Origin of the sequence: Ruminococcus sp. XPD3002, assembly GCA_900119535.1 — a bacterium.
In the GTDB taxonomy this organism is placed as follows: domain Bacteria; phylum Bacillota; class Clostridia; order Oscillospirales; family Ruminococcaceae; genus Ruminococcus; species Ruminococcus flavefaciens_H.
In genome coordinates this window covers 299,011-318,035 of the sequence record FPJT01000002.1, presented here as the reverse complement: position 1 = coordinate 318,035, position 19,025 = coordinate 299,011, and the positions used below count along the sequence as shown (strand labels likewise).

The 19,025-nt window shown below is 48.3% G+C and carries 22 protein-coding genes; 6 read left to right on the top strand and 16 right to left on the bottom strand.

Annotated elements, in window-relative coordinates; genetic code table 11:
• Positions 1-2 precede the first annotated feature (2 nt).
• The 4 genes from ruvB to ruvC all read right to left on the bottom strand — a co-directional run bounded on the left by ruvB (position 3) and on the right by ruvC (position 3,084).
• Positions 3-1,061: a Holliday junction branch migration DNA helicase RuvB gene (ruvB, locus tag BT127_RS02865; protein ID WP_075423512.1), complete on the bottom strand. Its 1,059-nt coding sequence runs from the start codon at positions 1,059-1,061 to the stop codon at positions 3-5.
• Positions 1,062-1,097: 36 nt separating this feature from the next.
• A complete protein-coding gene (locus BT127_RS02860; protein ID WP_075423511.1) occupies positions 1,098-1,829 on the bottom strand; it encodes an enhanced serine sensitivity protein SseB C-terminal domain-containing protein in 732 nt (243 codons plus the stop codon).
• A 105-nt stretch (positions 1,830-1,934) separates the two neighbouring features.
• Positions 1,935-2,558: a Holliday junction branch migration protein RuvA gene (gene ruvA / locus BT127_RS02855; RefSeq protein WP_075423510.1), complete on the bottom strand. Its 624-nt coding sequence runs from the start codon at positions 2,556-2,558 to the stop codon at positions 1,935-1,937.
• 49 nt (positions 2,559-2,607) lie between these two features.
• Positions 2,608-3,084, bottom strand: a complete 477-nt coding sequence (gene ruvC, locus BT127_RS02850) for a crossover junction endodeoxyribonuclease RuvC (RefSeq protein WP_075423567.1) — start codon at positions 3,082-3,084, stop codon at positions 2,608-2,610.
• A 261-nt stretch (positions 3,085-3,345) separates the two neighbouring features.
• Here ruvC and hydF point away from each other — a divergent pair, with 261 nt between their 5' ends.
• Positions 3,346-4,542, top strand: a complete 1,197-nt coding sequence (gene hydF / locus BT127_RS02845; protein ID WP_075423509.1) for a [FeFe] hydrogenase H-cluster maturation GTPase HydF — start codon at positions 3,346-3,348, stop codon at positions 4,540-4,542.
• Positions 4,543-4,636: 94 nt separating this feature from the next.
• Here the strand turns inward: hydF and acpP are convergent, their stop codons facing one another.
• The 12 genes from acpP to BT127_RS02785 form a co-directional block, all read right to left on the bottom strand.
• A complete protein-coding gene (gene acpP / locus BT127_RS02840; protein ID WP_075423508.1) occupies positions 4,637-4,873 on the bottom strand; it encodes an acyl carrier protein in 237 nt (78 codons plus the stop codon).
• Positions 4,873-5,736, bottom strand: coding sequence for an acetyl-CoA carboxylase carboxyltransferase subunit alpha (locus BT127_RS02835; protein ID WP_075423507.1), 864 nt, complete (start codon positions 5,734-5,736; stop codon positions 4,873-4,875). Before BT127_RS02835 ends, acpP begins: the two co-directional genes overlap by 1 nt.
• A gap of 3 nt (positions 5,737-5,739) precedes the next feature.
• Positions 5,740-6,600: an acetyl-CoA carboxylase, carboxyltransferase subunit beta gene (accD, locus tag BT127_RS02830; RefSeq protein WP_075423506.1), complete on the bottom strand. Its 861-nt coding sequence runs from the start codon at positions 6,598-6,600 to the stop codon at positions 5,740-5,742.
• 14 nt (positions 6,601-6,614) lie between these two features.
• Positions 6,615-7,970, bottom strand: coding sequence for an acetyl-CoA carboxylase biotin carboxylase subunit (accC, locus tag BT127_RS02825; protein WP_075423505.1), 1,356 nt, complete (start codon positions 7,968-7,970; stop codon positions 6,615-6,617).
• 26 nt (positions 7,971-7,996) lie between these two features.
• Positions 7,997-8,449 (bottom strand): 3-hydroxyacyl-ACP dehydratase FabZ, encoded by a 453-nt coding sequence (gene fabZ, locus BT127_RS02820; protein ID WP_075423504.1) that lies wholly within the window; start codon positions 8,447-8,449, stop codon positions 7,997-7,999.
• 23 nt (positions 8,450-8,472) lie between these two features.
• Positions 8,473-9,102 carry a hypothetical protein gene (locus BT127_RS02815; RefSeq protein WP_075423503.1) on the bottom strand — a complete coding sequence of 210 codons (630 nt, stop codon included), beginning with the start codon at positions 9,100-9,102 and terminating at the stop codon, positions 8,473-8,475.
• Between the two features lie 3 nt (positions 9,103-9,105).
• Entirely contained in the window at positions 9,106-9,558 is a 453-nt protein-coding gene (accB, locus tag BT127_RS02810; protein ID WP_082334876.1) for an acetyl-CoA carboxylase biotin carboxyl carrier protein, read from the bottom strand.
• Between the two features lie 12 nt (positions 9,559-9,570).
• Positions 9,571-10,827, bottom strand: a complete 1,257-nt coding sequence (fabF, locus tag BT127_RS02805; protein WP_075423502.1) for a beta-ketoacyl-ACP synthase II — start codon at positions 10,825-10,827, stop codon at positions 9,571-9,573.
• A 40-nt stretch (positions 10,828-10,867) separates the two neighbouring features.
• Positions 10,868-11,608 carry a 3-oxoacyl-[acyl-carrier-protein] reductase gene (gene fabG / locus BT127_RS02800; protein WP_075423501.1) on the bottom strand — a complete coding sequence of 247 codons (741 nt, stop codon included), beginning with the start codon at positions 11,606-11,608 and terminating at the stop codon, positions 10,868-10,870.
• Positions 11,609-11,746: 138 nt separating this feature from the next.
• Complete coding sequence (locus BT127_RS02795; RefSeq protein WP_075423500.1) at positions 11,747-11,953, bottom strand: DUF4177 domain-containing protein; 207 nt, start codon at positions 11,951-11,953, stop codon at positions 11,747-11,749.
• Positions 11,954-12,013: 60 nt separating this feature from the next.
• Positions 12,014-12,940 (bottom strand): enoyl-[acyl-carrier-protein] reductase FabK, encoded by a 927-nt coding sequence (gene fabK / locus BT127_RS02790; protein WP_075423499.1) that lies wholly within the window; start codon positions 12,938-12,940, stop codon positions 12,014-12,016.
• Positions 12,941-12,951: 11 nt separating this feature from the next.
• Positions 12,952-13,938, bottom strand: coding sequence for a beta-ketoacyl-ACP synthase III (locus BT127_RS02785; protein WP_075423498.1), 987 nt, complete (start codon positions 13,936-13,938; stop codon positions 12,952-12,954).
• Positions 13,939-14,185: 247 nt separating this feature from the next.
• On the opposite strand from BT127_RS02785, the gene fabD reads away from it, so the two are divergent.
• From fabD to BT127_RS02760, 5 genes are read left to right on the top strand one after another with little or no spacing between them, the layout of a single operon-like run.
• Positions 14,186-15,121, top strand: a complete 936-nt coding sequence (fabD, locus tag BT127_RS02780; RefSeq protein ID WP_075423497.1) for an ACP S-malonyltransferase — start codon at positions 14,186-14,188, stop codon at positions 15,119-15,121.
• Complete coding sequence (locus tag BT127_RS02775) at positions 15,114-15,947, top strand: shikimate dehydrogenase family protein (RefSeq protein ID WP_075423496.1); 834 nt, start codon at positions 15,114-15,116, stop codon at positions 15,945-15,947. Before fabD ends, BT127_RS02775 begins: the two co-directional genes overlap by 8 nt.
• Before the next feature lie 15 nt (positions 15,948-15,962).
• On the top strand, positions 15,963-16,463 hold the full coding sequence (locus BT127_RS02770; RefSeq protein ID WP_075423495.1) for a shikimate kinase: 501 nt from the start codon (positions 15,963-15,965) through the stop codon (positions 16,461-16,463).
• A 12-nt stretch (positions 16,464-16,475) separates the two neighbouring features.
• The gene (locus tag BT127_RS02765) at positions 16,476-17,651 is read left to right on the top strand and encodes an amidohydrolase (RefSeq protein ID WP_075423494.1); all 1,176 of its coding nucleotides are present in this window, start codon (positions 16,476-16,478) and stop codon (positions 17,649-17,651) included.
• Entirely contained in the window at positions 17,648-18,847 is a 1,200-nt protein-coding gene (locus BT127_RS02760) for a leucine-rich repeat protein (RefSeq protein WP_075423493.1), read from the top strand. Before BT127_RS02765 ends, BT127_RS02760 begins: the two co-directional genes overlap by 4 nt.
• Positions 18,848-19,025: the final 178 nt, after the last annotated feature.

Sequence of the window (19,025 nt, the reverse complement as noted above, 5' to 3'; positions counted from 1 at the left end):
TCTCAGAACGAGAGCTGACCCTCGCCGGCTCCGTCCGAATGATCGGGGAGCTTGAATCCTAAGTGTTCGTAAGCGAGTTTTGTAGCAACTCTTCCCCTCGGAGTTCTTCCCAGGAATCCGAGCTGCATAAGGAACGGTTCGCAGACATCCTCAAGCGTTACGGACTCTTCACCTATAGCCGAAGCAAGGGTTTCAAGTCCCACAGGACCTCCGCCGTAACCGCGGATTATCATTTCAAGCATACGCCTGTCAAGACCGTCCAGTCCGAGGTTATCTATCTCAAGACGGCTGAGGGCGATCGAAGCTATCTCCTTTGTTATCTGTCCGTCGCCCATGACATCGGCAAAGTCACGCACTCGCTTCAGAAGGCGGTTGGCAATACGCGGCGTACCTCTTGCACGTCCTGCTATCTCCTCAGCACCGTCTGCGGTACATGGTATGCAGAGTATCATGGCGCTTCTGCGGATTATATCGGTGAGCTGGGGTGTAGTATACAGTTCAAGGCGCTGTATAACGCCGAATCTGTCCCTGAGAGGGGCAGAGAGCTGGCCTGCACGGGTAGTCGCACCGATAAGGGTAAAGGGTTTGAGGTCCATACGTATAGAACGTGCCGCAGGGCCTTTTCCTATGATTATATCAATAACTCTGTCCTCCAGCGCAGGGTAGAGTATCTCCTCTACCGCACGGGAAAGGCGGTGTATCTCGTCTATGAAGAGCACATCGTTATCCGAAAGGCTGGTGAGAAGTGAAACGAGGTCTCCGGGCTTCTCGATAGCGGGACCTGTTGTAACTCGCAGGTTGACTCCCAGTTCATGGGCGATAATGCCTGAAAGCGTAGTCTTACCCAGTCCCGGAGGACCGTAGAGCAGCACATGGTCGAGGGGTTCTCCTCGGCGCTTTGCCGCCTCGATATATATAGCCAGATTCTCCTTGACCTTGTCCTGACCGATATACTCGTGGAGTGTCTGAGGGCGCAGAGTTACGTCTATATCACTGTCTTCAACTGTGTTTTCGGGAGTTATGACTCTCGGAGCAAATTCCATATCCTCTGTCTGTATCATCGGCGCACCTCCTTATCTTTTATGACCGATACGGTATCATTTCTCAAAATATCGCTTCTTCCTTACATAGAAGGGCTCGACAGCCTCCGCCGCCTTTCTGCCCATTTCCTGTTCATAGCTTATAAAGCAAAGATGCTCGTTGGGTTTCGTCATCTTGGAAAGATACTTGGAAAGCGGTACGAACAGCTTTCTTGTGCTGCCCATCATATCAAGTACGATCAGAAGCTGAGGCTTCTCGCAGCCCTTTACCATTTCCATGATGAATGCACGGTCCACATTCGGCTGCTTTGAAAGGAACTTTGACGCAGCCTTGGTTATATGTCCCAGTGAATACTCACACGGACGGTATGTGATAGTCTCCTCTTCGTTGTAAGAGATCGCCTTTATCTTCAGATTACGTGCGATCATGAGGATGCTCTTTATCTCCTGTGAAGAGAACTCCTTGCCGTATGAATTTGGATTGAGAACTGCCGACACCGACTGGATAAGGTCGAAAAGTCTCAGGCAGTTTATCTTATAGCAGTCCACATAGCGCTTGGCGAACTGCTGAAGGGCACGATAACTTGTAAAGAACGGTATGAACACATCACCATAGGGGTTCTGTATAGTTATCAGCTCAAGCTGAATACCGCCCTCTTCACGTCCCCTTTCCTGTCTTACGGGGTTCTTGCAGATAACATAAACATCGCTTCTTATGAGTGTCTGCAGGAACAATGAGCGCTTGGAAGGATCTTTGATAGCCGCTTTCAGTAATTCATCAAGGTTCATAAAACATCTTCCTTTCGTCAGACGGTCTCTGCCGCAGGGAGAAATTGGCAGCGACATCTGTATTATGTCGGTACACCTATATATATCGCGGTGTGACCGTAATGGTCAGCGGAGATCTTTTGAAGCCATAAGGCGGAGAGTCTCCTTTATGAGGTCCTGAGTACTGAGGGATGGATCGAGCTTCCTTAGTATCGGAGCTGTCTCGCCCTGTGAATAACCCAGCACCATAAGTGCCTCGAGAGCTTCTGAAACGGAAGATGAAGCTGCTCCCGGAGCTGCTGCCGAGAATGCGGCAGCGTCATTTGCAACAGAGCCCGAAACGGACTCCTTTGATATTTTATCCTTCAGCTCAAGCACTATTCGCTGAGCTGTTTTTGCACCTATGCCTTTTGTGCGTGTAAAGGTCTTGCTGTCTCCCGAAGCGATTATGAATGCAAACTGCTCGGGGGTTACGTCGGAGAGTATGGATGTGGCCGCCTTAGGACCTACTCCCGATACGGATATAAGAAGTCTGAAGCAGCTGAGCTCCTGAAGCGTTGCAAAGCCGAAAAGCTCTACAGCATCCTCTCTTACGTACATGTGGGTATACAGCTTTACATCGCTGCCTATCTCGCCAAGAGCTGCAATCGTACTGTATGAGGTCCTGCATCCGTAGCCGACTCCTCCGCACTCTACAACTGCGAAACCAAGCTCTTTGACTGTAAGCTTTCCTGTAAGACTGTATATCATAGCAAACCTTCCTTTTATTTACTGCTCCCTTGATAACGCGGGAGAACGATCATTTCCATCTTATCGAATGTCCGTGGCAGATAGCGATAGCAAGTGCATCGGCTGCATCATCGGGCTTTGGTATCTGTGCAAGACCGAGTATCATGCGTGTCATTTCCATTACCTGATGCTTTTCCGCTCTGCCGTAGCCTACTACGGACTGCTTTACCTGAAGCGGAGTATACTCCGAAACGGGTATATTTCTCTTTGCCGCCGAAAGAACTGTAACTCCTCTTGCCTGTGCAACGTCTATGGCAGTTTTCTGGTTAGAGTTGAAGTAAAGTCTTTCAACAGCCATGTGATCGGGAGAGAATTTCTCAAAGATAAACTCTACGTCCTCATGTATAGCCTTAAGTCTTTCGGTGAAGGGGGTATTTGCCTCGGTCAGTACAGCACCGTATTCAACGGGGACGAAATTAACTCCGTCGTAGTCCAGCACACCGAAACCAACAATAGCATATCCGGGATCTATGCCCAGTATCCTTATCTTATCCAACCTATCCACTCCGTTCACGGAAAGCATCTGCGGCACCTTATCCGCCGCCGGATACAACTTCCGACTATATACCTTATTATTATAGCACACTTCTCACTATCTTTGCAATACATTTAAAGCGGAAATTTTTTTATTTTATTCTGCCCGTCCGAAAACAGTCGTATTTGCAGAATAGTTTCATGTGGAAAGTTGCTTTTTCCGCTGTGATGTGGTATACTTTATCGTGTAACAGTCCGTAAAGGAGGATATGATATGAGTCTAAATGATACGCCCTCGGGCGAAAGAATACACATAGGCTTTTTCGGAAGACGTAATGCAGGCAAATCCAGCCTTGTCAACGCCGTTACAGGTCAGGAGCTTGCGGTAGTCTCAGATGTAAAGGGCACTACCACCGATCCCGTATACAAGGCAATGGAACTGCTGCCGCTTGGTCCCGTGGAGATAATCGACACTCCCGGATTTGACGATGAAGGCGCTCTTGGCGAGCTGCGTGTGAAAAAAACCCGCCAGATACTTGCAAAAACCGACATAGCCGTACTTGTAATAGACGGTACTTCTCCCGTATCCGAATGGGATAACGAGCTTGTCCGTCTTTTCAGGGACAAGGATATACCGTATATCGTAGTGTATAACAAAGCAGATGAGAAGGTCTGTCCCGTTTCCGACGAAAATGCCATAGCAGTAAGCGCTAAAAGCGGACAGAACATTCACGAGCTGAAAGAAAAGATAGCTTCACTTGCAAAAAACTCAGGAAATGACAGACGTATAGTCGGCGACCTGCTTTCTCCCGATGATATCGTCATCCTTGTAACCCCCATAGATGCCGCTGCTCCAAAGGGACGTATGATACTCCCACAGCAGCAGACTCTCAGGGATGTACTCGATGCAGACGCTGCCGCAATGGTCACAAAAGAGACTCAGCTGGCAATGACTCTCGAAAGACTTGCCGCTCCGCCGAAAATGGTAATAACCGACAGTCAGGCTTTCGGAATGGTAAGCAAGATAGTACCCGAAAGCGTTCCGCTGACCTCATTCTCCATACTCATGGCACGTTACAAGGGTTTCCTTGATACGGCAGTTGAGGGTGCTTCCGCCATAAGCCGACTCAGGGACGGCGATACCGTACTCATTTCCGAGGGATGCACTCATCACAGACAGTGCGGAGATATCGGAAGCGTCAAGCTGCCTGCGCTCCTTAAAAAGTACACAGGCAGGGAACTGAATATAACCCTCTCCTCGGGACGCGATTTTCCTGAGGACCTCTCCCCTTTCAGTCTTGTGATACACTGCGGAGGATGTATGCTCAACGAACGTGAGATGCTCTATCGCAGACGTACTGCTGAACTTCAGGGCGTACCCTTCACGAATTACGGAATAGCAATAGCCTGTATGAACGGAATACTGAAAAGGAGTCTCGGCATATTCCCCGATCTTGCCGATAAACTATGATCTCCGTCTGTAAATGAGCTTTAAGCCTGTGGTTGATCACAGGCTTTTTTATAAAAAAAGCCCCTGACATAAGTCAGGGGTAAAGCTGAGCTGATTACTCAGCGTCTGTATTCTTTTCTACGTAGTTAACGATATCGTTAACAGTCTTGATCTCTTCAATTGCCTCATCAGGGATAGAAAGATCATACTCGTCCTCTATTGTCTGGATAAGATCAACGATATCAAGTGAATCTGCACCCAGATCATCCTGAATGTTTGCCTCGGGAGTTACAACGTCCTCCTCGACACCAAGCTGCTCTACGATAAGTTCTTTGATCTTGTCGAAAGTCATTACATATTTCCTCCTGTTTCTTTATTTTTCCCGCTTCCGCAGGAGAGATCATCGGCGTGTTCTTTGAACTCACCGATTTTTCTAAACTTAGTATAACGTTCTTTCAGTAATTCGTCAATATCTTTTTCGCATTTTTCTCGGATTTTGAGTGACAAATATTCTTTAATATTTTCTGAAATTTTGTCTAAATCGTTATGTGCGCCGCCTAAAGGCTCTTTTATAATGGTCTCGGCAACTCCGAGATCGACCATATCCTCGGCAGTTATCCTCATTATATTGCAGGCTTCCTCCTCGCGTGAAGCGTCCTTCCAAAGGATGCTCGCAAAGCCGCGGGGCGATACTACCGAGTACTGTGCGTTCTCGAGCATAGCCAGTTCATCGCACACTCCGAGAGCAAGAGCGCCGCCGCTTCCGCCCTCTCCGAGAACGATAGATATTATAGGTGTTCTGAGAGTCATAAACTCGGCTATGTTTCTTGCGATAGCCTCGCCCTGACCTCTTTCCTCTGCCGCCATGCCTGCATAAGCTCCGGGAGTATCTATGAAGCATATAACGGGACGGTGGAACTTCTCTGCCTGCTTTGCAAGACGAAGTGCCTTTCTGTATCCCTCGGGAAGAGGCATTGCAAAGTTGCAGGCTTTATTCTCGTTGAGGTCACGGCCCTTTACCTGACCGATAACGGTAACAGGTCGTCCGTCGAGACGGGCTATACCTCCGATAACGGCATTATCGTCGCCGAAATGGCGGTCGCCGTGCATCTCATAGAAATCCGTGAACACAAGCGGTATATAGTCCTTTATAGTAGGTCTGCCCTTGGTGTGGATCAGCTGAAGGCGTTCCCACGCAGTTTTCTTCTCGTCCATATCTCAGACCTCCTTTTTATCATAGCCGTGGAGCTTAAGAAGATGCGAAAGAGTACTTCTCATCTTTTTCCTGTCCACTATCATATCAACGAAGCCTTTGTCCCGCATGAACTCCGCAAGCTGGAAGTCCTCGGGGAGTCTCTGACGCATAGTGCTTTCTATGACACGTCTTCCTGCAAAGCCGATAAGCACCTTCGGCTCGGCGATTATAATGTCACCAAGCGAAGCAAAGCTTGCGGTAACTCCGCCTGTAGTCGGATCGGTAAGAACTGTTATGTACAGTTCACCTGCATCGCTGTGGCGCTTTACGGCACCTGATGTCTTTGCCATCTGCATGAGGGATACTATGCCCTCCTGCATCCTTGCGCCGCCTGAAGCGGTAAAGAGTATCACAGGAAGGTGATTATCCGTAGCGTACTCAAAGGCACGGGTTATCTTTTCGCCTACAACGCTTCCCATGGAACCCATCATATAGCGTGAATCCATTATTCCTACCACCGCAGGAGATCCCTTGATAAGCGCCGTACCTGTGGTAACAGCGTCATTCAGACCTGTTTTAGTCCTGAGTTCCTTCTGTTTTTCGGGATACTCGGGGAAGCTGATAGGATCACAGCTTATCATATCGCCGTCAAACTCTCGGAAGCTGTCCTTATCGAAGGTTATCTCTATACGCTCGGGAGTAGAAAGTCTTCCGTGATAGTTACAGTTAGGGCATACACGGTGAAGCTCCTCATAGCGGTCAAGAAGTATGAGGCTCTGACATCTGGGACACTTCACGGTCTCGCGTTCACTGTCATCATTGTTATTGTATCCGTTGAATCTCTTTTTAACAACGTCGAAAAAATTATCGAATCTTTCGCCCAAAGTATGTCACCGCCTTACTTCTTCTTATTTTTTTCCATATATCTGTTAAGGAAGCCAATATCATAGTTACCGCCGATGAATTCGGGACGGTTTATTATTTCAAGCTGGAAATCGATATTGGTATCAACGCCGTCAACTATAAACTCGGAAAGCGCCCAGCGCATCTTTCGGATAGCGTCGTCACGGTCGGAGCCGTGAGCGATGAGCTTGCTTATCATGGAGTCGTAGTAAGGGGTTATGGTATAGCCCTGATATACGGCTCCGTCTATCCTTATTCCGGGACCTCCCGGCACGTAGAGTGCTGTTATGGTACCCGGTGAGGGACGGAAATCCAGCTCGGGGTTCTCGGCATTGATGCGGCACTCTATAGCGTGACCTCTCAGCTTTATATCAGCCTGTGTCACTCTGAGAGGGATACCTGCGGCTATCTCGATCTGAGCCTTTACCAGATCGAAGCCTGTTACCTCCTCGGTTATAGGATGCTCTACCTGTATACGTGTATTCATTTCCATGAAGTAGAAATCACGGTTCTCGTCCACGAGGAACTCGATAGTACCTGCGTTGTAGTAACCGCACTGCTTTGCGGCAGTAACTGCGGCTTCACCCATTCTGCGGCGGAGCTCCTCATCCACGATAGGGCTCGGACACTCCTCCAGCACCTTCTGATTACGGCGCTGCATAGAGCAGTCACGTTCACCGAGGTAGATATAGTCGCCCTGTTTATCGGCGATTATCTGTATCTCAACATGGTGGGGATTTATAAGAAACTTCTCGATATATACGGTATCGTCGCCGAAGAAATTCTTAGCCTCCTGCTGTGCGGCAGTCATCTGAGCTTCAAGCTCCTTTGGAGAATCCACTCGGCGTATACCTCTGCCGCCGCCTCCTGCGGAAGCCTTTACAAGTACGGGGTAGCCTGCCTTGTCTGCGATAGCACGAGCCTCTTCAAGAGACTTTACAGCACCTTCCGAACCGGGTATAACAGGTACTCCCGCAGCCTTCATGGTCTCTTTTGCTGCAGCCTTGTTTCCAAGCATATCAATAGACTCGTATGACGGACCGATAAATACTATACCGTTCTTCTCGCAGAGTCTTGCAAATTCGGAATTTTCCGAAAGAAAGCCGAATCCCGGGTGTATAGCGTCAGCGCCCGAATTAAGCGCCGCCTGTATTATAGCGTTCATATTCAGATAGCTGTCCTTTGTTGCAGGAGGACCGATGCATATAGCCTCGTCTGCTATCTGAGCGTGGAGAGAATTCCTGTCCGCTGTGGAATATACAGCGATACAGCGCACTCCAAGTTCGCGGCACGCTCTTATTATACGCACCGCTATCTCGCCTCTGTTGGCAATCAGTACTTTTTTGAACATTTATACATTATCTCCTTGAAGGATGATCATTCTGTTTTTTCGCCGTCTGTAACAACGAATGTTATCTCGCAGGAAACAGCCTTTTCGCCGCCTACGGAAGCAAGTGCCTTTCCTGTACCTACAGGACCTCTCTGCTTTATGATCTCAACTTCCAGATCAAGCACGTCCCCCGGAACTACCTGTCTGCGGAACTTAGCCTTATCGATACCGCCAAAAAGTCCTATCTTTCCCTTGAATTCGGGCTTTGAGAGCATACATACAGCGCCTGCCTGTGCAAGCATCTCTACCATAAGCACACCGGGAGTTACAGGATATCCTGGAAAGTGTCCCTTGAACCAGAAATCCTCTTCTTTGATGTACTTTCTTGCGTGTACCTTTACTCCTACTTCCATATCAACGATCTCGTCAATGAGAAGGAAGGGATCGCGGTGCGGGATAATTTCCATTATCTGCTCTTTATTCATAAGTATATCGGACATAGCTTACTCCTTATCTGGTTTATTCACAGAGTCTCCATATCGTTGACATCTGATTTGTAATCATCGAATGATATCTCATGTTCCTCTTCTTCCTCTTTTTCAGGCTGGGGATATCTATCTGCAATGCGGATGAAATGAGGGTATCCCATCTCATTTTTCAGCCGTCTGTCAAGATCATTGAAAAAGTACATGAGAGAAAAATTGCATATATATACAATGATATAGATAAGATTCACAGGGATCAGGAAGAGCGTATACAAAAGGCATTTCTTCGGACTGTAATCCTTTTTGTGTACCACAAAGAACACAAAGCAGAAAAGATACGCAAGGACAAATACCGCTGAAACCGCATATGCCGACATCTCATCCTGTAAAGCAAGCTTTCTCATAGGTCCCATGATCCAGCCTGATCTCAGTTCTCCGGGTGCCGCCAAAAGAAGCAGGCCCAGAGGGAGAACTATCAGATTCAGCAGCACTACCACAGAATACTCCAGATAGAACCTCAGCTTCAGCATACGCATATCCTGCATCAGTATATTGAATTCTCTCAGTTCGTTGAACATATCGGTGGAGGTTATATTAAGATAACCTGCGTCAATTACTTCCTGAGTTATATACCTGAACTTTCTTCCGCTTATATTCCCGTTATCCATAGTTTACTTTATTATCATGAGCGGCTGGTCGAATTCAACAGCCTGACCGTCTGAAACGAGTATCTGTTCAACGACACCGTCGAAATCGGACTGTATCTCGTTCATCAGCTTCATCGACTCTATTATCATTATGATATCGCCCTTGCTAACCTTGTCGCCGACTTTGACGAAAGGTGCCTTATCGGGAGATGGTGAAGCATAGAACGTACCGACTATCGGGGATTTTACTATATTTCCGTTCACTGCCTCGTTCTTTGGTGCAGGTTTTTCCGCAGCCGCAGGTGCAGCGCTTACAGGCGGTGCAGGAGGCATCGGAACAGGCATACATTTTCTGCCCTTTATGGTAATAGTCTTATCGCCGTCTGAAACGGTTATTTCGGAAAGCTCCTTGCCGTTGACAATATCAGCAAGCTTTTCTATAGTCTCTATGTCTATCTGACCATATATCTTTTCCATATATCGTCCTCCTCAGTCTCTGACCTTTTTGAAGCATACCGTAGCATTATGTCCGCCGAATCCAAGTGAGTTGGAAATGGCTGCATTGACTTCCTGCTCGATGCTGCCGTTTATGCAGTAATCAAGGTCGCACTCCTCATCGGGTGTAGTTGTGCCGACTGTTGCGTGGATAAAGCCTTCCTCTATGGACTTTGCCAGAACAACAGCTTCAACAGCACCTGCCGCACCGAGAAGATGTCCTATCATCGATTTTGTGGAGTTTATCTTTACCTTCTTTGCAGCATCGCCGAACGCAAGCTTTATAGCAGCGGTCTCGTACTTGTCGTTAAGACCTGTTGAAGTGCCGTGAGCGTTGATGTAGTCCACCTGTGAAGGTTCAAGACCTGCTTCCTTTATTGCAAGGGACATTCCCATTCCTGCTGCTTCACCGCTCGGCATAGGTGATGTCATGTGGTATCCGTCGCAGGTAGCGCCGTAGCCGCCGACCTCTGCGTATATCTTTGCGCCGCGTGACTTTGCGTGTTCATACTCCTCAAGGATGAGTATTCCGCTTCCTTCGCCGAGAACGAATCCGCTTCTGTCCTTATCGAATGGAACAGATGCCTTGTTAACGTCATCGCACTTAGTAAGCGCCTTCATATTGGAGAATGCTGCGTAAGTGAACTCGCTTCTTGCGGACTCTGTACCTCCTGCGATGCACACATCAAGGTAGCCGTCCTTTATCTTTCTGAAAGCCTCGCCTATGGAGTGTGTACCTGTGGCACAGGCTGTGGTTATATCGAAATTAGCTCCGCGGAAGCCCGTCTTCATGGAGATAGTGCCTGCCGCCATATTGCTTATCATCATAGGCACATAGAACGGAGAAACTCTGCCTGCACCCTTTTCAAGGAACTTTGTATACTCTGTAAGGGTAAGGTCGATACCGCCGATACCCGAACCCACAAGAACGCCTGCCCTGTAGGGATCGATATCACTGAAATCCGTACCAGCATCCATAAGCGCCTCATGTGTTGCAACGAGAGCGTATTTTGTAAAGCGGTCCATACGCTTTGATTCCTTCTTGTCGAAGCATCCCTTTACGTCGAAATAGTCTTCCTCATTGAAGTCACGGACGAATCCGCATACCTTGACACCTGTATTTGCGGTATCAAAGGTATCTATCAATGATATGCCGACCTTTCCCTGTCGTATTCCTTCCCAGAACTTTCCTACTCCTGTTCCGAGCGGAGTAACAGCTCCGAGGCCTGTGATAACAACTCTTCTGCTCATAGATAAATAATACCTTTCTTTCTTGATTTTATGTATACGGTCACATTGACAGTCCGCCTGAGATCTCGATGACCTGTCCTGTAACGTAGGAAGCGTCATCCGAGAGGAGGAATGAAACGACCGATGCGATCTCATCAGGTTCACCGTAGCGCTTGAGAGCTACAGCATCTATCATCTTGGCCTTCAGCTCGTCTGAAAGCACATCTGTCATGGGAGTTCTGATAAGTCCGGGAGCAACAGCGTTGCATGTGATATTACGTGAACCGAACTCCTTTGCAGTAGTCTTGGTCATGCCGATAATAGCGGCTTTTGAAGCGGAATAATTCATCTGTCCGGGATTTCCGTAAAGACCTGCAACAGATGATACATTTACGATACGTCCGTGGCGCTGCTTCATCATAACGCTGCATACGTGCTTTGTCATATTGTAAACGCTCTTCTGATTTACAGCGATAACAGCATCATAGTCCTCTTCCTTCATTCGTGCAAGGAGAGTATCCTTTGTGATGCCTGCATTGTTCACGAGGGCATCGATGCTTCCGAAGTCCTCCTTGACCTGCTTGACCATAGCCTCGCACTGGTCGAACTTTGAAACGTCCGCTGCATAGCACTCAGCCTTTACGCCGAGAGCACGGCACTCCTCTGCAACTGCCAGAGCCTTTTCCTTATCGGAGTCGCTTGGATAGTGGTTTATGACCACATCGAAGCCGTCTTTTGCGAGTCTTTTAGCGATACACGCTCCGATTCCCTGTGAAGCGCCTGTAATTATTGCTGTTGCCATATTTTACCTCCGTATTATCACCGCAGTAAACTGCGGCATGTTTTTTCGAGCAGTTTTGTATCACACTCTTGATTCTAACCGTTTTAGTCTGCAAAGTAAACAGGTCAGATGTAATTATGTCAGTGACAAATGTAATTGTCATATGTCCTTTTCAAATACAAGGTCGTACTCCTGAAGGCTGCCGTATGCGCCCCGGCGCACAGGAAGATGCTCAACGAATCTGTACCCCTGTTCAGCCATATCCTCAATGACCTTGCGCGGAGATATCTTTTCTTTATCTTTTTTGAAGACGTAAAGATTGCTCCAGCAGTCGTATTTTACCCTTACGAATTTATACTGTTTCATTTTTCACTCCAAATAATACCATGATTGTACACTGTAACTGCACTGTTTACTGATCTCTGCTCACTTGCCGAGAAGCTTCTCAGCCTGATCCATTATTTCCTTTACGATCTCTGCACAAGGCTTGACATCGTTTATCATTCCTGCGATAGCTCCGCAGAGGAAAGAACCCTCGTCGAGATTTCCGTCCTGAACTGCCTTGCGGAGAGAACCCAGTGTAAGCTTCTCGAACTCGTCTGGAGTAAGACTTCCGTCCTTTTCTCCGTTAGCAAGCTTCTTCGAGAACTTTGTCTTTATGTTTCTGCATGGATGACCTGTATATCGTCCCGTTACAACGCTGTCGGTATCCTTTGCCTTTACTACCAGTTCCTTGAATGTAGGATGTATCTGACACTCCTCTGAAGCAAGGAAGCGTGTACCTATCTGTACACCCTCTGCACCAAGCATGAATGAAGCTGCCATTCCTCTGCCGTCAGCGATACCGCCTGCTGCGATAACGGGTATCTCCAGTGCATCAACTACCTGCGGTACGAGGCACATAGTAGTGTTCTCGCCGATATGTCCGCCTGATTCGGTACCCTCTGCAACAACTGCATCAGCACCTGCACGTTCCATTCTCTTTGCAAGAGCGACTGAAGGGATAACAGGTATTACCTTTATGCCTGCTTCCTTCCATGCAGGGATATAAGCAGCAGGATTGCCTGCACCTGTAGTTACAACAGCTACCTTCTCGTCTATGCAGAGCTGTGCAAGATCGGCAGCATTCGGACTCATGAGCATTATGTTCACACCGAACGGCTTATCGGTCTTTTCCTTACACTTGCGTATCTGATCGCGGAGGTAGTCTATCGGAGCGCTTCCGCCTGCAATAAGACCTATTCCGCCTGCGTTTGAAACTGCGGAAGCAAGAGTATGCTCTGCTACCCATGCCATACCGCCCTGTATTATCGGATATTCACAGCCTAAAAGTTCGGTGATTCTTGTTTTCATAATTTATCTCCTTAGTATTCGAGTATTATTCCGCCGTATGTGAGACCTGCTCCGAAGCCGATGAGAGCCAGCTTCTGACCGCGCTTTATAAGTCCCTTTTCGATGCCCTCGTTCAGTGCGAGAGGTATCGAAGCGCTGGAGGTATTGCCGTAGTGGTCAAGAGTTACTATGAACTTCTCCATAGGTGCGCCGAGGTGCTTTGCGGCAGTCTCGATAATGCGGATATTGGCCTGATGAGGTATGAACCAGTCTATCTCGTCCTTTGTGATGCCGATCTTTGCGGCAGCGAGTTCAAAGGACTTAGGCAGTGCCTTGGTAGCGAACTTGTACACTTCCTTGCCGTCCTGATAGAGCTTGTGGAGCGGCTTGTCGGTAAATCCGTCATTGAAATCTGTCTCTACCTTTACCTCGGGAGCTACCTGCAAGCTTCTTGCACAGAGATACTGTGCGCCTGTGCCGTCAGAAGCGAGATGAGACGAATAGAGCTTGTCGCTTTTTGTAACTACAGCAGCGGAAGCACCGTCGCCGAAGAGTATACAGCTTCCGCGGTCCTCGAAGTCAAGGAAGCGGGAGAGCGATTCGTTGGCAACTACCAGTATATGTTCCATGCCGTCGCCTGTCTGAAGGAATCGGCGAGCCACATCCAGTGCATAAACAAAGCCTGAACATGCGGCGTTGAGGTCGAAGGCAGCAGCGTTCACTGCTCCCAGCTCACGCTGTATAACGCTTGCCATTGAAGGTGTGTGGAAGTCCGCTGTAGCTGTACACGATATGATAAGGTCTATCTTTTCCGCAGATATGCCTGCTCTTTCAAGTGCCTGAGCCGAAGCCTTCGCACCCATATACCATGTAGGCTCCCAGCCTGCCATTCTTCTTTCGGTGATCCCTGTACGTGTTCTTATCCACTCGTCGTTTGTGTCAATGAATTTAGTAAAGTCGTCATTTGTAAGCTTCTGTTCGGGAACATAGCTTCCTGTGCCGAGAATCTCGATGCCCATTTTCTATCTCCTTTGAAGGAATTCTCATAAAACAGTTGTAAAAACTGAATTTTTATGCTATATTATATATGTACGCATTCACAGCATACAAATATATTGTAAATCATTTCCGCATTTTTTGCAACGATATTTTATCCCTTTGCTTCGGCAAAAGCAAAATATCGTCATTTTACACAAAATCCAGTGTGGAATTTCGGCAATTAAAACAGTAGCTTGTGTATAACTTACAGAAAGGAAGTTTACAGTTATGACAATTTCACTATTTTCAGGTCAGGGTTCACAGTACCCTGCAATGGGAAAAGATATCCTCGAAGCTTACCCTCATACAGGTGAGCTTTACGACATCGCTTCAGACATACTCGGCAGAGACATGAGAGCAGTCTGCTTCGACAGCACTCCCGAAGAACTCGCTCAGACTATAAACGCACAGCCCGCTATTCTCCTTACTTCACTGGTTTGCAATTCAGCGGCTATCACAAAAACTCACAACGCAGGCATCCCATTCCGTTTTGACGGCGTTGCAGGTCACTCACTCGGTGAATACGCCGCTCTCACAATGTCGGGAATGGTATCACTCGAGGACGTTTTCCGCCTTATCAAGGCAAGAGCCGAGGCTATGGACGAGGCTGCACGAAGCACAAAGGGCGCTATGGCAGCAGTTATGAAAATCGATCCCGAAAAGATAGTCGAGGTATGCGATTCCGCAAAGAATTACGTTGCAGCCGTAAACTTAAATTCGCCTATGCAGACCGTTATCGCAGGTACTCCCGAAGGCGTCGAGGAGGTAAGCGAGGTATTCAAGGAGCTTAAGGCAAGAGTTCAGCCATTGAAGGTCGCAGGAGCTTTCCACTCCAAACTCATGCAGCCCGCTGCGGACAAGTTCTACGAGACAGCAAAAACTATCACCTTCCGCAAGCCCACTGTGAAGTATTACTCCAACGTTACAGGCGGCGAGCTTACAGATTTCAGCGATATGCCTTCACTTCTCGCAAAGCACATCGTATCACCTGTCCGCTTTACTTCCGAGCTTCAGGCTATGCAGGCTGACGGCGCTGATACATTCGTGGAATTCGGTCCCGGAAAGACACTCGCAGGACTCGTAAAGAGAACTCTCGAAAACGTAAGGATATACAATATAGAGAATATGGAAACTCTCGGAAAGGCAGAGGAAATATATGGATAAATACGGACTTATAGGACATCCTCTCGGACATTCCATGTCCCCCCTAATACACAAAAAGCTGTTTGAGCTCAGTAGGATATCGGACTTCTCATATGACCTCATCGATATCGATCCTGCGGACCTCGCAGGAAGTGCGGACATGCTCCGCAGCCTTAAGGGTTTCAATATAACCATTCCGCATAAGACCGCAGTTATACCGCTCACCGATGAACTCGGCGAAAGTGCTCTCAGATACAATTCGGTAAACTGCATCAGCAACGAGAACGGAAGACTTGTCGGATACAACACCGACTGCGACGGCTTCCTTCGTTCCGCAGAGCTGCTTCCGCTGGACGGAAATGTGCTTCTTCTCGGCTGCGGCGGCGTAGGACGAATGATAGCTATTGAGACTGCACTTCACGGCGGAAACCTCACTATCGCTGTTATCCCTCAGGACGTAAAGAACGCTCAGCTCGTAATGGCTGAGATACTTGCAAAATGCAGCGCTGCTGTAAAGATAATCGACATTTCGGAGATAAACGGCAAGTATGACCTTCTCATCAACGCTACCCCCGTTGGCATGTACCCGAATACGGATGCTGTTGCAGTGTCCGACAGCGTTATAGAGAACTGCCTCAGCTTCTTCGACGTTATCTACAACCCGACCGAGACTCTTCTAATGAAGAAAGCCCGCGCCCTCGGCAGAACAGCTGTAGGCGGTGCTTCAATGCTGGTATATCAGGCTGTAAAGGCTCACGAATACTGGTACGGCGGTCACTTCGCACCCGAAGACATTTCAAAGATAATCCTTGACGTAGAAAACGAAGTAAACAACATGAACAGTTAATCAGGAGTTATTATCATGACTATATTTCTATGCGGCTTCATGGGCTGCGGAAAATCAACTATCGGCAAGCTGACAGCTAAAAAACTCGGCTGCGGCTTTTATGATACGGACGAGCTTATCGTCGAATCGCAGAAAATGTCCATTCCCGATATATTCGCCGAAAAAGGCGAACCCTACTTCCGTCAGGTGGAAGCCGAAACGATACGCTCAATGTGCGGAAAGTCCGCTGTTATTGCCTGCGGAGGCGGTGCTATGCTCAATCCCGACTCTGCAAAGGCTGCTGCCGATGCAGGAGCAGTAGTATTTCTGGACGTTCCCTTCGAGACCTGCTATGAGCGTATATGCGGCGACAGCAATCGTCCCATTGCAGCTTCCTCCACAAAAGAGGAACTGCTTAAACGTTATAACGACAGGATAGATATCTACCGCAGGCACTCAACGATACATGTAGACGCTCAGGGCAGTCCTATAGAAGTCGCTGAGATCATTGCGGATTCGGTTAAAAAGTTCAGATAGATCGGAGTTAATATGTTTATTTATAATGCAGAGATTCATACTATGGAAAACTCCGCAGAGGTAACAGACTGCGGCTGGATAGAAGTTAACGACGGTAAAATAACCGCAGTGGGAAGCGGAGTCCCCGACACTCTCACAGAGGACAGCATCGACGCAAAGGGCGGTATCGTGCTTCCCGGATTCATCGACGCTCATACCCACCTCGGCATCATCGAGGACGGTCTCGACTTCGAGGGGGACGACTGCAACGAGTCCACAGATCCCTTCACTCCGCAGATGCGCGCTATCGACGGCATCAACCCCTTCGACCGCTGCTTCGAGGAAGCAAGGATGAGAGGTATAACCGCAGCGGCTTCCTGTCCCGGAAGCGCCAATGCCTGCGGCGGTGAGATATGCGTGATAAAGACCGCAGGACGCCGTGTTGACGATATGCTCGTAAGAACATGCGGCATCAAGTTCGCTATGGGCGAGAACCCAAAGCGTGTTTACAGCGACAAAAATGAAACTCCCATGACACGTATGGCTGTTACCGCCATTATACGTGAGGGACTCTATAAAACACGCCGCTATTCCCACGATATGGACAGCTACTACTCGGATAACGAGAACTACGAACCGCCTGAGTACGATATAAAGTGCGAAGCACTCATGCCCCTCCTCGACCGCAAGCAGAAAGCATTCTTCCACTGTCACCGTGCGGACGATATATGTACTGCTATACGCATCGCAAAGGAGTTCAGCCTCGATCCCGTTATCATACACGGCACAGAGGGACACAAGATAGCCGATATCATCGCAGAAGAGGAAGTTCCCGTTATCTGCGGTCCTATAATCTGCGACCGCTGCAAGCCCGAAATGCGCGGACTTGAACTCGAAAACGCAAAAGTCCTCCACGAAAACGGAGTAAAGATCGCTATCTGTACAGACCATACCGTTATCCCGATACAGTACCTTCCGCTTTCGGCACAGGCTGCCGTAAAGGGCGGTCTCGACCGTGAGGAAGCTCTCAGGGCGCTTACTGTTGTACCTGCCGAGATACTCGGTATAGAGGACGTTGCAGGCACTCTCACAAAGGGCAAGGATGCCGATATACAGATCTACCCGAAGGGCTGTGATCCGCTCGACCTTATGTCCGAACCCTTACTTGTAATGATAAATGGCAATATCTGCAAGAGAGAAGGTATATGATGAAAAAGAAAATATCACTTCTTACCTCTGCCGTAATGCTTTCTGCCGCCCTTATGAACGGTTCGGCTTACGCAGAGGAGGATACTCCCGAAGTAAAGACCATTGTTATCGGCGGGATAATCTACAGCTACACGGTAGATGAGAACTATTCCTGGTACGACGACGAGACCGAAAAGTTCGTCACTATAGTCGGCGCTCAGAACGCAAAGGGCGAAGTCAAGCTGCCATTGTCTCTTGAAGACTACCCGGTAACCAACGTAGGTAGCAAGGCTTTCTTCAATAACACAGATATAACTTCCGTGAAGCTTCCAGACACACTCGAAACTATCGGCAGCAACGCCTTTGCAGGCTGCATCTCGCTTGAAAAGGTCGAGAACTCCAAGGGCGTAAGCAATTACGGACAGGGCGCTTTCATGGGATGCACTTCACTTAAAACCATCGACCTTTCAGGTGCCGAGGATATATACGATTCAGCCTTTTCTTCCTGTATCTCACTGACCGATGTTAATTTCAGCGACAAGCTGAACTACATACGTCAGGAGGCTTTTTTCGGATGCAGCGGTCTTTCCGTTGTGACCATACCGAAGGATACCTACATCGAATACAACGCTCTCGGCAAATACTACGACCTGCGAAGCGGATATTATAAATCCGACGAGAATTTCCTCATTCTCGGTGAAAGAGGTTCCCATGCAGATTCATATGCCGACAATTACTCCATAAGCTTTATCGATCCAAAGAAGGACAGGCGAGGAGATGTTGACAAGGACGGCTTTGTAAGCGCTTCCGACTCTTCCGCTGTACTACAGGAGTACGCACGTCTTTCAACTGCGGCAGAGGGTACTTTCACGAGTTATCAGATATACATGGGCGACTTCGACGAGAACGGCAGGATAGATGCAGGCGACGCTTCGGCAATACTTGCTGAGTACGCACGTCTTTCAACTCTCGGTGACGAGCCCGTTACCACTACATCAACTACCGTGACTACATCTTCAACAACATCCACAACTACAGTCACGACTACTATTACGACCACAGTCCCTAAGACTACCGCTAAGCCGACGGTCACAACTACAGTACCGAAGGCTACAACTAAAGCTGCTGCGACAACTGCGGCTGTGAAGTCCACAACAAAGGCGGCTGCAACTACCGCAAAGGCAGCGGTAACTACTGCTGCCACAAGCACCAAGTAACATAAAGGCGATAAGTCTTCATTTTATATTATCATAACATACAAATAACCGGAGAACGGGCGTACATAAGTGCGCCCGTTTTTCACTCCCCTAACCGATTTACAGCGGTAAATTGCTTTTTTCGCCAAAAGCCGACGGTTTTGCACATCATTTTTCTATAGCGGAAGTTTTCTCTCAG

What these genes read in the sequence shown, in the direction of transcription:
- ruvB (WP_075423512.1), bottom strand. Translation starts at nt 1,061, where the DNA reads ATGATACAGACAGAGGATATGGAATTTGCTCCGAGAGTCATAACTCCC.
- BT127_RS02860 (WP_075423511.1), bottom strand. Translation starts at nt 1,829, where the DNA reads ATGAACCTTGATGAATTACTGAAAGCGGCTATCAAAGATCCTTCCAAG.
- ruvA (WP_075423510.1), bottom strand. Translation starts at nt 2,558, where the DNA reads ATGATATACAGTCTTACAGGAAAGCTTACAGTCAAAGAGCTTGGTTTC.
- hydF (WP_075423509.1), top strand. Translation starts at nt 3,346, where the DNA reads ATGAGTCTAAATGATACGCCCTCGGGCGAAAGAATACACATAGGCTTT.
- acpP (WP_075423508.1), bottom strand. Translation starts at nt 4,873, where the DNA reads ATGACTTTCGACAAGATCAAAGAACTTATCGTAGAGCAGCTTGGTGTC.
- BT127_RS02835 (WP_075423507.1), bottom strand. Translation starts at nt 5,736, where the DNA reads ATGGACGAGAAGAAAACTGCGTGGGAACGCCTTCAGCTGATCCACACC.
- accC (WP_075423505.1), bottom strand. Translation starts at nt 7,970, where the DNA reads ATGTTCAAAAAAGTACTGATTGCCAACAGAGGCGAGATAGCGGTGCGT.
- fabZ (WP_075423504.1), bottom strand. Translation starts at nt 8,449, where the DNA reads ATGTCCGATATACTTATGAATAAAGAGCAGATAATGGAAATTATCCCG.
- BT127_RS02815 (WP_075423503.1), bottom strand. Translation starts at nt 9,102, where the DNA reads ATGGATAACGGGAATATAAGCGGAAGAAAGTTCAGGTATATAACTCAG.
- accB (WP_082334876.1), bottom strand. Translation starts at nt 9,558, where the DNA reads ATGGAAAAGATATATGGTCAGATAGACATAGAGACTATAGAAAAGCTT.
- fabF (WP_075423502.1), bottom strand. Translation starts at nt 10,827, where the DNA reads ATGAGCAGAAGAGTTGTTATCACAGGCCTCGGAGCTGTTACTCCGCTC.
- fabG (WP_075423501.1), bottom strand. Translation starts at nt 11,608, where the DNA reads ATGGCAACAGCAATAATTACAGGCGCTTCACAGGGAATCGGAGCGTGT.
- BT127_RS02795 (WP_075423500.1), bottom strand. Translation starts at nt 11,953, where the DNA reads ATGAAACAGTATAAATTCGTAAGGGTAAAATACGACTGCTGGAGCAAT.
- fabK (WP_075423499.1), bottom strand. Translation starts at nt 12,940, where the DNA reads ATGAAAACAAGAATCACCGAACTTTTAGGCTGTGAATATCCGATAATA.
- BT127_RS02785 (WP_075423498.1), bottom strand. Translation starts at nt 13,938, where the DNA reads ATGGGCATCGAGATTCTCGGCACAGGAAGCTATGTTCCCGAACAGAAG.
- fabD (WP_075423497.1), top strand. Translation starts at nt 14,186, where the DNA reads ATGACAATTTCACTATTTTCAGGTCAGGGTTCACAGTACCCTGCAATG.
- BT127_RS02775 (WP_075423496.1), top strand. Translation starts at nt 15,114, where the DNA reads ATGGATAAATACGGACTTATAGGACATCCTCTCGGACATTCCATGTCC.
- BT127_RS02770 (WP_075423495.1), top strand. Translation starts at nt 15,963, where the DNA reads ATGACTATATTTCTATGCGGCTTCATGGGCTGCGGAAAATCAACTATC.
- BT127_RS02765 (WP_075423494.1), top strand. Translation starts at nt 16,476, where the DNA reads ATGTTTATTTATAATGCAGAGATTCATACTATGGAAAACTCCGCAGAG.
- BT127_RS02760 (WP_075423493.1), top strand. Translation starts at nt 17,648, where the DNA reads ATGATGAAAAAGAAAATATCACTTCTTACCTCTGCCGTAATGCTTTCT.